Annotated in this window: 11 protein-coding genes; 2 read left to right on the forward strand and 9 right to left on the reverse strand. The window is 70.5% G+C overall.

Annotated elements, in window-relative coordinates; all coding sequences use genetic code 11:
- Window positions 1–11: 11 nt before the first annotated feature.
- The 7 genes from ACFQVC_RS34280 to ACFQVC_RS34310 form a co-directional block, all read right to left on the reverse strand.
- A complete protein-coding gene (locus ACFQVC_RS34280) occupies window positions 12–3,386 on the reverse strand; it encodes a non-ribosomal peptide synthetase (RefSeq protein ID WP_381838025.1) in 3,375 nt (1,124 codons plus the stop codon).
- Window positions 3,383–3,637, reverse strand: coding sequence for a hypothetical protein (locus ACFQVC_RS34285; RefSeq protein WP_381838027.1), 255 nt, complete (start codon window positions 3,635–3,637; stop codon window positions 3,383–3,385). The genes ACFQVC_RS34280 and ACFQVC_RS34285 overlap by 4 nt, the downstream gene beginning before the upstream one ends.
- A gap of 18 nt (window positions 3,638–3,655) precedes the next feature.
- Window positions 3,656–5,008, reverse strand: a complete 1,353-nt coding sequence (locus tag ACFQVC_RS34290) for a condensation domain-containing protein (RefSeq protein WP_381838029.1) — start codon at window positions 5,006–5,008, stop codon at window positions 3,656–3,658.
- A gap of 117 nt (window positions 5,009–5,125) precedes the next feature.
- Entirely contained in the window at window positions 5,126–6,418 is a 1,293-nt protein-coding gene (locus ACFQVC_RS34295) for an MFS transporter (RefSeq protein WP_381838031.1), read from the reverse strand.
- A 97-nt stretch (window positions 6,419–6,515) separates the two neighbouring features.
- Complete coding sequence (locus ACFQVC_RS34300; RefSeq protein ID WP_381838033.1) at window positions 6,516–7,409, reverse strand: aKG-HExxH-type peptide beta-hydroxylase; 894 nt, start codon at window positions 7,407–7,409, stop codon at window positions 6,516–6,518.
- Window positions 7,410–7,447: 38 nt separating this feature from the next.
- On the reverse strand, window positions 7,448–8,347 hold the full coding sequence (locus ACFQVC_RS34305; protein WP_381838034.1) for an aKG-HExxH-type peptide beta-hydroxylase: 900 nt from the start codon (window positions 8,345–8,347) through the stop codon (window positions 7,448–7,450).
- A gap of 163 nt (window positions 8,348–8,510) precedes the next feature.
- A complete protein-coding gene (locus tag ACFQVC_RS34310; RefSeq protein ID WP_381838036.1) occupies window positions 8,511–8,660 on the reverse strand; it encodes a hypothetical protein in 150 nt (49 codons plus the stop codon).
- 366 nt (window positions 8,661–9,026) lie between these two features.
- On the opposite strand from ACFQVC_RS34310, the gene ACFQVC_RS34315 reads away from it, so the two are divergent.
- Window positions 9,027–9,983 (forward strand): LysR family transcriptional regulator, encoded by a 957-nt coding sequence (locus ACFQVC_RS34315; protein WP_381838038.1) that lies wholly within the window; start codon window positions 9,027–9,029, stop codon window positions 9,981–9,983.
- An 82-nt stretch (window positions 9,984–10,065) separates the two neighbouring features.
- On the opposite strand, the gene ACFQVC_RS34320 is transcribed toward ACFQVC_RS34315, so the two are convergent.
- Together ACFQVC_RS34320 and ACFQVC_RS34325 are read right to left on the reverse strand one after the other, a co-directional pair.
- Window positions 10,066–11,016 (reverse strand): MerR family transcriptional regulator, encoded by a 951-nt coding sequence (locus ACFQVC_RS34320; RefSeq protein ID WP_381838040.1) that lies wholly within the window; start codon window positions 11,014–11,016, stop codon window positions 10,066–10,068.
- Between the two features lie 199 nt (window positions 11,017–11,215).
- Window positions 11,216–11,863 carry a dihydrofolate reductase family protein gene (locus ACFQVC_RS34325; protein WP_381838042.1) on the reverse strand — a complete coding sequence of 216 codons (648 nt, stop codon included), beginning with the start codon at window positions 11,861–11,863 and terminating at the stop codon, window positions 11,216–11,218.
- A 188-nt stretch (window positions 11,864–12,051) separates the two neighbouring features.
- On the opposite strand from ACFQVC_RS34325, the gene ACFQVC_RS34330 reads away from it, so the two are divergent.
- Complete coding sequence (locus ACFQVC_RS34330) at window positions 12,052–12,240, forward strand: hypothetical protein (RefSeq protein WP_381838044.1); 189 nt, start codon at window positions 12,052–12,054, stop codon at window positions 12,238–12,240.
- Window positions 12,241–12,286: the final 46 nt, after the last annotated feature.

The raw sequence follows: 12,286 nt of genomic DNA on the forward strand, positions 1-12,286 counted from the left end.
GGAGGGCCTTCTCATCTCTGGGCCTGGCCGGCGCGCACCGCGGCGGCGAGTGCGGCGATGGTGGGCGTCTGGAAGAACTTCCGCATCGGGATCTCCGCTCCGTGGCGCTGGCGGATACGGGACAGGGCGGTGAGCACCATCAGGGAGTGGGCGCCCTGCTCCAGGAGGGAGGTGTCGCGGTGGAGGGGTGCCGTGGTGCCGAGCAACTCGCCCCACATCGCGGCCAGTTCCTCCTCGAGCGCGTCTTCGTAGGAGGCGGGGGTGTGGTCGGCTTCGGCCTGCTGACGGGCGATGGCCGTTTCGGCGTCGCGCAGCAGGGCGGCACGGTCGACCTTGCCGTTCGCCGTGACGGGGATGGTGGCCACGGGCAGGATCCAGCGCGGCAGCATGTAGTCGGGCAGGCGCTGGGCCAGCAGGTCGCGCAGCTGTGGTTCATCCGGCGCGCCGGGGGTCTCCGGGCGGACGAACAGGACGAGTGCACGGTCGCTGACGGTGCCAGTGCCGGTGCCAATTCCCGTCCCGGTTCCGGTTCCGGTGTCGCGTACGGCGGCAACGGCCTGGGCGACGCCGGGCGCCGCGTGCGCGACCGTCTCCAGTTCGCCCAGCTCCACGCGGTATCCGCGGATCTTGACCTGGTCGTCGCCCCGGCCGAGGAACAGGAGCGTGCCGTGTTCGTCGCGCAGGACCTGGTCCCCGGTGCGGTACATCCGCCCGTCACCGTCCGCGTACGGGTCGGGGTGGAAGGCGCGTGCGGTGAGTTCGGGGGCGTTGCGGTAGCCGCGGGCCGGGCAGGCACCGCCGAGGTACAGCTCGCCCTGCACGCCGGGCGGCGCGAGATGGCCTGTGGTGTCGACGACGTACGCGCGTACGCCGCTGAGGGGGACGCCGATCGGCACGTGGTCGGGCCAGTCCGTGTCGCCGGTGAGGCGGTGGGTGGTGACCGCGTGCGTCTCGGTCGGCCCGTACAGGTTGATGAGCTGCAGGTGGGGGCGGACGCGGAAGAAGGCGCGGATGTCGTCGTCCAGCATCAGCTGCTCGCCCGAGACACAGACCTGCCGCAGGGCCGGGAACGGCACGTCGGCGTCCCCCGCGGCCTGGACGAAGGTGCGGAGCGCGGCCACCGGCAGATAGAGGTGGGTGGCGCGGGACTCCTCCAGGCGCCGCACGAGCGCGGGGAAGTCACGGCGGTCGGCGGGCTCTCGGGAGATGACCGTGCCGCCCGCGGCGAGGGTGGGAAGGAGCTCCTGGAAGGACACGTCGAAGCCGAGCGGCGCGTACTGCACGAACCGGGTGTCCCCGCCCATGCCCAGGGCGTCGATCTGCCAGGCCGTGAGGTTGAGGAGGGCGCCCTCGGTCATCTCGATGCCCTTGGGGCGGCCGGTGGAGCCGGAGGAGAACATGACGTAGACGGCACGGTCACCGGCCGGTTCCGCGGGCCGGGCCGCGGCGTTGGCAGTGGCGGTGTCGTCCGGTGTGTCGTGGCCGACGGGCGTGTGCGTGAGCTGGGCCGGGGTGAGGGTGCGTACGTCGTTCTGGCCGTCCTCGCCCCCGTCAATGGCGTCGTCGGGATCGCCGATGAGGCCTCCGGTGGGGTCGCCGATGGGGTCCCCGATGGCCAGGGTGCTGCCGGCCTGCCGCAGCATGTAGCGGATGCGTTCGGCGGGCAGGTCGGTGTCGTACGGCAGATAGGCCGCACCGGCCGCGAGAAGCCCGAGGATCGTCACGATGGTGTCGGTGAAGTCATCGGCCGCGACGCCCACGACATCGCCGGGCCCGACGCCGTGGCGGCGCAGTGCGGCGGCGGTCCTGCGGGTGCGGTAGGCGAGTTCGCGGTACGTGAGGTCGCCCGCCGTGCTGGACAGGGCCACCGCGTCCGGGCGTTCGGCGGCGGTGCGGCGGACCCAGTCGATGAGCGTGGCGGCGCCCGCGGGGGCCCGGTGGCCGTCGTCCTTGGCCGACTCGGCGAGGGAGGCGTCCACGAACAGGTCGGCGAGGGGGCGTCCGGGGTCGGCGGTGGCCCGTGCCAGGGCCGTGCGCAGGGAGTCGATGACGGCCTGGGCGACGGGCTCGGGCAGCAGCTCGGTGTCGTATTCGAGCTCCAGGCGCCAGCGGTCCTGGACGGGTGTGACGCCCAGCCACAGGTCGAACTTGGCGGTGCCGTTGCCGTGTTCGCGCACCGCGGTGACCGCGCCGCCGGGGGCGGGGGTCAGCTCGTCCTGCATGGCGAGCATGCAGGAGAACACGGGGTTGCGGTCGCTGGTGCGGTCCGGGCGGGCGTGCTCGACGATCTGGTTGAACGCCACCCTGATACGAGAGCGTGCGGTGCCCGCGGCGGGCCGCACCACGTCGCAGGCGTAGTCGGCGAAGGACTGCCGCCAGTCCACGTCGAAGGCCACGGGCAGGGTGTTGACGAAGAAGCCGCACAGGTCGAAGGAGCCGACGGTGCGCCGTGACATGAACGGACTGCCGATGACCACGGATTCCGTGGCGGCGTGCCGGGCGAGCACCGCCCCGTACACGGAGAGGAACAACTCGTAGGCGCTGATGCCCAGTTGGCGGCAGATCGCGGCCGCGGCGGCCGACTCCGCCGGCCCGAGCTGCCACTCGGCGCGGGCGCCGGTGAAGGAGGTCTCGACGGGGCGCTGGGGGCGGGGGTTGACGACGAGGGCGGGGCGGTCGGCCAGTTCCCGCGCCCAGTCGCGGGCCAGTTCCGCCGTCGCGGGCTCGGCCGCGAGCCGGGCCTGCGCGGCGCATTCGCGGACCAGTTCCCGCTCGCGGCGCACACGCAGCTCATCGAGCGCGGTGGGGGTGAACCCGCCGGCCAGGGCGGTCTGCAGATCGCGTACGAAGGGACCGGCCGACACGGCGTCGAAGACGAGGTGGTGCACGACGAACAGCAGCACGGACCGCTCGGCGGAGTGCAGATACACGAAGCGGTACAGCGGGCCCCGCTCGATGTCCCAGGACTGGCCGCCGAGCCGGCCGACCGTCGCGCTCAGGGTGGCCGCGCCGGTGTCTGCGATGTGCTCGTACGCCAGGTCGGCGGGGGCGGGCGGGGCGCCGAGGAACGTGTGCGGCTCGGGCACGAGACCGAAGCGCTGGCGCAGCGCGGGCTGTACGGCGACGACCTCGGCGAGGGCCCGGCGGAGCTGCTCCGGGCTGTGCCCCGGGGTGAGTTCCAGTTCGAAGACGCCGTTGTAGAGGTGCTCGACGGGGATGAGCCGGTCGATGACGAGGAGGCTTCGCTGGGACTCGGAGAGGGCCGGCTGTTCGGTGTCAGTGCCTGCGCCAGTGCCGGTGACCAGACCGGTGTCAGTGCGCGTGCCGGTGACCAGACCGGTGTCAGTGCGCGTGCCGGTGCCGGTGGCTGTCTCGGTGGGGATCACGGCCGGACCCCCGGCAGCGCGGCCAGCCACTGCTTCAGGTCGCCGACGGTCCGGACCGTGGCGAGGGATTCGGTGTCCAGCTCCAGGGACGGATCGGGCAGGACGTCGATGACGATACGCAGCACCGCGAGGGAGGCCACACCGGCCTCGGCCAGGAGCGTGCTGTCGTCGAACTCCCCTGTCGCGTAAGCCGAGATGACCGCGTCGAGGCCCGTCGGTGTCGGTTGGAGATCGGTGGTGGTGGGGTTCATGGCTGGCTCTCTCCGGGGTCAGGCCTGGGCCAGGGGCGCGGCGGCGAGCGGCGCGGCTGCGAGCGGGGCGGCGGGTTCGGCGACCAGATCGGCCAGGAGCACGCCCAGGTCGCGGGTCCAGTCGGCGACGGTGCCGGGGTGGAACAGCTCGCTGCGGTAGATGGCGATGCCGTCGAGACTGTCGCCCGTGTCGAGCATGTTGAGGACGAGGTCGGTGTAGGCGATGTGCAGTGACTCCAGGTGGGTCCGTGCGGTGACGCCCGCGATGGTCAGGGCGTCGTCGAGCCCGTAGTTCTGCATGGCGACGGCGACGGTGGGCGGATCCTGGCGGGTCCAGCCGCGCTCGGTGACCAGGGCGTCGAGCAGCTCGGTCACCGGGATGTCGTTGTGTTCGAGCGCCTCGAAGAAGCGGTCGCCGGTGCGCTCGACGAGGGTGGTGAAGGTGTCGTCGGGCCGTATCTCGCACAGCAGTAGCAGGGGGCCCGCCATGCAGGTGACGACGCGTTCGTAGTCGGCCGTGCGGTTGAAGAACGGCACGGAGAGCACGATGTCGTGCTGCCCGGTCAGACGTGACATGAGGACGCCGACCGCGGAGGCGAGGACCACGAACGGGGTCACGGCGCACTGCCCGGCGATGCGGCGTACCGCCGCGTGGAGTTCGGGGCCGAGGGAGAAGCCGTGGTCGGCGCCCTGGCCCATGAAGGTCGCCGGGCGCTCGAAGTCGACGGGCAGGTCGAGGAGTTGGGGGCGGTCGCCGAGCAGGTCGAGCCAGTACCGCAGGCCGTCGGCGCGACGCTCGGGGTCGACGGTGGCGCGCTGGGCGCGGGCGTGGTCGGCGGGCTGCGGCTGCGCGGCCGCGAGAGCCGGAGCGGGGATGCCCGACTCCGCGCCGTAGAGGGCGGACAGATCCTCCAGGAGGATCCGCAGCGACCAGCCGTCCACGACCAGGTGGTGGTAGGCGAGGAGCAGTTCCCACCGGTCGTGGCCTGTGCGGACGAGTGCGGTGCGCAGCAGATGGCCCTCGGCGATGTCGAAGGGACGGCCGATGAACGAGTCGACGAGGGCGCGGATGCCCTCGTGACGGCCGTCGGGGCCGCGGTCGGTGAAGTCGTACTGCTGGTGGTCGACCGGGCGTGGGACGTCGACGATCTGGGTCCATACGATGTCGGGGGTGCCGTCGACCGGGGCTTCGGCGGGGGCTTCGGCCGGGGTTCCGGCGGGGGCTTCGGCCGGGGCGAAGCGGGTGCGCAGCGCGTGGTGACGTACGGCCAGGGCGTCGAGGGACCTGTGCAGGGCCGCGGGGTCCACCTGTCCGGTCAGGGTGATCCGGACGGCGGTGATGTAGGCCGTGGGGTACGGGGACTGGGTCATGCGCCGCAGCATCAGGGCTTGTTCGTGGGAGACAGGCGCGTGGCGTGGGCTCATGGGTGGGGTCCCCTCGGGTGGATCGGTGGGTCGGTGGGTCGTGGAACGTGGGGGGTTCGGTGGTCAGCGGATGGCCTGCTGGTCCGCGGGCGGGCGCGTGCGCTCGTACTCGGGGAAGATCAGGGCCAGTTGGCCGGGTGTGAGGATGCGCAGGAACGGCACGACGAGAAGCGCCACGGGCACGGCGAGCAGTCCGAGGGCGGCGCGTGGGCCGAGGAGTTCGCCGAGCGCTCCGGCCAGGGCGGCGCCGACGGGGACCGCCCCGAAGGTGAAGACGCGGGCCGTGGCGGCGTAGCGTCCGCGCAGTTCGTCGGGGACCAGATGCTGGCTGATGGTGCGGGCGTTGACGGACCACAGCACACCGCCGAAGCCACCGGCGAACGCGGCCGCCGCGATGAGCCACGGCTGCGCGGTGAGCAGCGGCACGGCGACCATGGCGAAGGTGCCGACGAGGTCGGCGAACATCACCCAGCGGCGGCCGAACAGCCGGTTGAGAGGTGCGACGGCGGCCGCTCCGGCCAGACCTCCCACACCCAGGGCGCTCAGGAGCATGCCGTACTCCTGTGGCGCGAGGCCCAGTTGACGGGTGGCGATGAGCGGCATCAGGGCCATCCAGGCACCCCAGCAGGCGCACAGCACGGTGAGCGCCACGGAGGTGAAGCGCAGGACGGGCCGGCGCCACAGGAACGTGACGCCCTCGACGATCTGCCGGGTCATGCCCACCGGTGCGGTGCCGGTACCGGTGCGCGGCGGCCGCCCCGCGCCGCCGGCGAGGAGCAGCAGGGTGAGGGAGGCGAAGACGTACGCCGCGCCGTTGGCGCCCGCGGCCGCGCTCGCACCGGCCGCGACGAGCAGGCCGCCGACGACCGGGCCGCAGAACTCCTGGGCCACGGTCTCGACACCGGCGACCCAGGCGTTGGTCTTCTCCCAGCCGGACTTCGGGATGACGCTCGGGATGAGGGCGCTGACGGCGGTGGCCGCCACGACGTCCGCGACGCCGAGGACGAATCCGAGGCCGTACAGGACGGGCAGGGAGAGTGTCCCGGTGAGCGAGCAGGCCAGGAGCGCGCCGAGGGAGCCGACGCGGGCGACGTTGGAGAGCCAGAGCAGCGCCCGCCGGTCGTAGCGGTCGACGAGGACGCCGATGTGCAGGGACAGCAGCAGCGTGGGCAGCAGCAGTACGGACGACAGACTCGCCACGGCGAGGGGCGAGGTGCTGAGTCCGGCTCCGAGCAGCGGGAGTGTGACCTTGAGGGCGCCGTCGGCGAGGTTGGTGACGGCGGTGAAGACCAGGATGGCCAGGCCGTTGCGGCCGCCTTCGCCGTGGCCGGGCCGTGACCGGGCGGACGTCCTCATGTCGCTTCCTTTTCGGGCGTGGATCGAAGCTGCGCGCGTCGCCCGGACCTGAGAGTTCACGACTCGTAACCCACAGGTCCGGGCCCGGGCTCGGGAGTCAGAAGGTCTCCAGGCGGCTTCCGGCCGCGGCCACGAGTTGGAACATCCGCTCCTTGACGATGCCGCCCTCGTCGGCGTGCCAGTTCGGCAGGGAGACCAGGGTGCGGTGGGAGTCGCGGGCCTTCTCCAGCATTTCCCGCGAACTGCCGTGCAGCCGGAAGGGGATGGTGTCCCACAGGCCGTGGGCCGTGCGCCACGACAGCACCTCGGTGGCGACCAGGAGGCTGTGCACGACGGCGGGCAGGGTGCGCTCGTCCTTGCGGATGGCGGAGTGCAGGAGCACTTCGTCGGCGCCGACGCGGAAGTGGCCCTTGGCGCGCTCGTCGAGGAAGAGCGCGGTGTGCGTGAACTCGTGGATGAACGCCTCGGCGATGTCGTTCTCGTGCCAGTGCTCGCCCGGGATGATCAGGGTCGCGCCGATGGCCCGCCGGTCCGACATGGACCCGCGCCACGAGGTCTGCACGGTGAACACGGTGTGTGTGAGGAGCGTGATGAGCCCGGCGAGCTGCGGGTCGCGCCGCGCGAGGAACTCGCCGCCGTCACGGCACTTCTCCAGCTGCCACGCGGAGGCGGGCGAGAACTGGTCGGGGCCGCTCTTGTCCGGGTTGCCGAATATCGCGCCGAGGATGCCGATCTCGAGGCTGCTGTCGGTGAACAGCATTTCCGTGGCGTCACCGGCGCCGGCTCCGTCCGCGCCATTCTCCGCGTCGCGCTGCTTGAGGCGCCCGTCGAGATAGTCCGCGTAATCTCCGGAGCCCGCCAGTTCCCGCAGGAATTTCAGATACGCGGTCCGCAGTGATTCCGATGACACCGATCCCGGGTCGTCGAGATACGGGTGGCTGAGTACGGCGGCGTTCCTGAGGATCTCTGAACTGCCTTCGAGGTGAAACATGGGCTGCCTTCCTTACGCGGCGAAGATGCGGGGCGGGATCAGGAGTCGCTGATCGCCGCGAGACGCTCACGGCAGAGTTCGAGGATCTCGATGGGGCGCGGCCGCAGGAGTTCACCGAGTGGCAGCGCGAACACGTCGTCCAGGCTGGTCAGTACGCCGGCGAGCAGTTCGTCGCTCGCCGGGTGCAGGCTGAGTTCGACGCCCTCGGGGTGCACGATGCGCTTTTCGTGGCGGGCGAGCAGCACTTCGGTGCCCACGACGATGCTGTGCAGGACCTTGTCCAGGGGGCGGCGGTCCTGGCGGATGGCCGAGCGGGTGAGGTAGCGGTCCTCGACCAGGAGGCCCATGTTCTTGTAGAAGCCGTGCCGGCGCTCCTCCAGGAACAGGGTGTGGTGGACGAACTCGTGGAGCAGGAACTCCTGGATGTCGACGTTGTTCCAGTGGCCCTTGGGGTCGAGCCACAGGACGCCGAGCACGGTGCTCGCGGTGCCGCCGGCCAGGCCGCCGTCCGGGGCGTAGAGCAGGACGGGCACGAGGAGTTCGTACAGGCTGCGGAACTCGGGCCAGTGGGCCTCGATCTCCGCCAGGGCGGCCTCGACCGGTGCGTGCTTGGCCCGCAGGGCCGCGGGGGTGTGCTGCTCGGCATCGGCGAAGATGTCGTAGTCGACGGAGTCCTCACCGGCGACGGAGCCGATGAACGCCTTCACCAGGCCGCTGTGCGCGGCGCCCGAACCGACGGGCACGGGGAAGGAGTCGGCGGCCGGGAGGACATCGCGCAGCGCCGGCTGCATATCGCTGATCATCAGGTGGTACGTGGCGCGCAGCGCGGCCAGGGCGTCGCCGTCGGCCCGTACGTCCTGCTTGGTCTTCGTGGCGTGCGCGCTGGAAACCACGTAGAGGGTTTCGACAACGCTCTGAGGGCCTTTCAGGGAAATCATCGAATCCACCCTGGTGATCTCGTGATGACGTGACGCCGTGGTTTTGGCTGTTGCTATTGCTATTGCTATGGGGCCCGGTGACCGATGAGGCCCGGCCGGTCCGGCTACTGCGGCCCGGCCAGGCCTCATCAAGTCGGCCTTGCTTGCTTGCCTGCTTACTTGCTTACTTGTCGAGCGCGAACATGTTGACCGGACCGAAGGTCATCGAGTCCTCGTCGAGGTTCGAGGAGACCTGCGCGGCGGCAGCCACGTCCTCGGCGGAAACCTGACCAACGACGCCGGCAACGATCTCGTCCAGACGGATGGAACCCATGGCGGTTCTCCTTTTTCGTTTTCCGAGCGAACGGTTCGCTCGACACGGAGGACAGTAGCCACACCCAAGGGAATTCTATGTGACCCAGGTCACATCAAATTCTCGGGAATAGAGTTTCCAAATAGCCGCCGATCAGGGGCTGTTCGGGGTCGCCCGGCAAGGCACCGACACCCTGAATGCAAGGGGAATGCGGGGGGGAATACGGACGAATCCGTCCGGGTTCGACGGGGAACCCCGTGAGGCCCTCGGGGGTCCCCTTGGGGTCACGGCACCAAGCGGACAGCCTCACCTGGGCTGTTCGGGCCGCGCCCGCCCCACAATCAGCTCCGACGGATGTGATTTCACCGAGGAGTCGAGGTTCGCCGGATGAACATCAAGCATCTCAGCGCGTTTCTGGCAGTCGCCGAATCCCGTAGCTTCACGCAGGCCGCCCAGCTCCTCGGGCTCGCCCAGCCGACGGTCACCACGCGCATCAAGTCGCTGGAACAGTCCCTGGAGACCTCACTCCTCGACCGCACCGCGGGAGGCGCCTGCCTCACTCCTGCGGGGCGCCGTCTGCAGCGCTACGCGCGGCGCATCGTCCATCTCAGCCAGCTCGCCAAGGAGTCCGTCTCCGACTCCGTCGAGAGCCCGCCGTCCCTGGTGGTCGGCGCCGGCGAATGCGTTACCACCTACCGGCTGCTGCCGCTCATCGAGCATCTGCATCTGCGCCACCCGGCACTTGAGCTGACCCTGCGGGCCCTCGACGACGATCCGGTGTCGCTCGTACGTGACGAACAGGTCGACTGCGCCTTCTTCATAGGCCCCCGTACGGAACCCCGCGCCGCCGCACCCACCGTCAACCACCGGGTGCTGCGCCCCGAGCGCCTGGCCCTGGTGGCACACCCGGCGCATCCGCTCACCGGGGTACCGATCGGCTCGGCCCGCGACCTCTCGGGACACACTCTGGCCTGCGCACACCGCTGCAACGGCTACCAGCGCGCCTTCGAGGAGGAGTTGACCGCCGCGGGCGCGCAGCCGGGCGGAGTGCTGGGCCTCGGCTCCGTCGACGCGGTCAAGCGCAGCGTCGGCGAGGGCATCGGCATGGCACTGCTGCCCGAGGTCACCGTCGCGGAGGAGCTGCGCCTCGGCCGCCTGCGCCGGATCGCCTGGCGCCCCGCCTTCAAGGTGTACGCGCAGTGCGTCTGGCGCCGCGGCCTCGACGACGACACCCTCTTCCGCACGGTGCTCACGACGGCGCGGCAGGTGATGACGGAACAGGACGGCTACGAGGACTCCCACCCGGACGACCGTATGCAGCCGGCGCTGCGGGCGGCGGGGTAGCCGGGCTCCGGGTCCGGTCCGGAGGTGAGCGGCCTGTGCTCTGCTGCGGACGTAGGGACGTCTGGCGCCGTGCGTGATCGGCTCACCGCTGCGGTAGCCGGGAACGCAGTGCCTCGGCGGACCAGATGAGCGCGGGCGCCAGGCTCTCGGGTGACGGCCAGCCGTTGATGACGGCCAGCAAGGACAGATACCGGTCCCGGCGCGGGTCGTTCATCCGCTCCAGCCGGGCGGCAAGGCGCCGATACAGGGCAGGGGTGTTGTGCGAAGCCTGACTTCCGAGGATGTGCGCATAGTGCGCTGCGAGTGCGGTGACGATCGGCTCGGCCGCGGGCGAGTTGGGTTCGACTCCGTTCTCGAGGGCCGGTGTCACCTGGGCTCGGACGGCTTCGACGAGGACCCGCGGCAGGCCCGTGGCGTCGTCCGGGGCCCGGTCGGCCGCCAGGTCTTGGGCCATGCCGTGCAATGTGGCGCGGAAACCGGAGTCCTGGAACAGCTCGGCCAGCTCCACCCAGGCCGCGATCTGCTCGGGGTCGGGGTCCTCGGGCAGCTCGGGGGTCAGCGAACGGATGACCGCGGCGAACGCGGGGTGGTCATGCAGGCCTTCGAAGACGGCACCGAGAAAGTCGTCGATCAGACACTGCCGTTCGGCTTCCGACAGGCGTGCAAGCTTGTGCATGAGTTCCATCTCCCGGGGAGTCGAGTCGCGCCGAGCCACTGCCATGAGCACGGCGCGGCGCTGCCGCAGGACGCGGATCTGCACGTCCAGTGCCTCGGCGTGTGTCGCTGCGACATCCGTCAGCGAGACGTCCTGGGCCATGACCTTGCGGATCGTGGCCAGATCGATTCCCAACTCGCGCAGGGTGCACACGAGTTCGATACGTCCGATGGCATCGGCACCGTACCGGCGGTATCCGGCTGGGGAGCGGTCGGTTGGCGGCACGATGCCGTTGTCCGCGTAGAACCGGATGGTCTTCACCGTCAGACCCGTCCGCCGGGCCAGATCACCGATCGAATAGAGCGTCTCGCCGTTCATGCCCCCACCCTCACGTCTCCCCCTACCGGAGACTCAAGCCTCACGGCCACCACGCTGACCTACGCAGGGAAGCTCACGGACGGCAAGACGATCTGCTGGGCAGCGTGGTCCGGCTGACCGCCCGAGACGCGACCCGACGGCCCGCCTCAAGGCGGCCCCGGTCGACTTTTCTGTCTCCTGGGGCCGCCTTGAGGTCCGGTCACTTTCGCCAGAGCAGATGGTGTGTCACGCCGCTCGGGCTGGGCACGACCTCCAGGTGGAACCGGTCGAGCAGCTCATCGGGTGAATCCCAGAGCCGTACTCCGGACCCGAGCTCCACCGGCGAGACCGCGACATGCATCGTGTCGACGAGGTCGGCGTCGAGGAACTTCCGGATGGTGGTGGCCCCGCCGCCGAGCCGGACGTCCTTGCCCTGCGCCGCCTCCCGCGCCTGCTCCAGGACCGCGGCCGGGTCACCCTCGACGAAGTGGAACGTGGTGTCGGAGAGCGTGAACGAAGGACGCTTGTGGTGGGTCATGACGAACACCGGGGTGTGGAACGGGGGCTCGTCCCCCCACCAGCCGCGCCACTTGTCGTCCTGCCAGGGCCCGCGCTGGGGCCCGAACTTGTTGCGGCCCATGATCTCGGCGCCGATGTTGTGGGAGAAGTCCCGCGTGAAGTAGTCGTCGAGGCCCCGGCTGCCCCCGGGATCGGTGCGCCCGGGCCAGCTCGCCGTGGCGCCGGCCCAGGCGAACAACCGCTCGGGACGGACGGCGCTCCCGAACGGGTTCTCCAGGCTCTGGTCCTCACCGGCGGCGATTCCATCCCTGGAGACGACGAAGTTCTGGACTCTCAGCAGCTGTGCCACGCGTTCCTCCTGTGCTGTCGACAACGGTGGTGAGACTCTCCGAGCCGGGCAAACTCATCGCTGCCGTCCGTAGTAATCGTCAAGCGCAGTGGATCGGTTGATTGATTCGGACTGCGCGGCGTTCGGGGTCTTCGGGGTGTTCGGGGTGTTCGACTGCGGTGGTCCGTGAGTCGGGGCATAGGGGGACCATGGCGAAGCGGCGGTACGTCGCCCGAGGCGTGCCCGGCGGATACCGGATCTGGGACAACCGGGGGCGGCGCTGGTGGGGCGATCTCTACGAGCTGTGCCCGGATGATCTCGTCGCAGAGCTGGACAGCGGCGCTGACCCCGCGAAGCTCACCGCGCTGCTGAAGCGGTACCGGGCCTTGAAGCGGTAGCGGTCTTTGAAGCGGTAGCGGTCCTGAAGCGGTAGCGGCACCAGCG

Origin of the sequence: Streptomyces monticola (assembly GCF_042665355.1) — a bacterium.
Taxonomy (GTDB): Bacteria; Actinomycetota; Actinomycetes; order Streptomycetales; family Streptomycetaceae; genus Streptomyces; species Streptomyces monticola.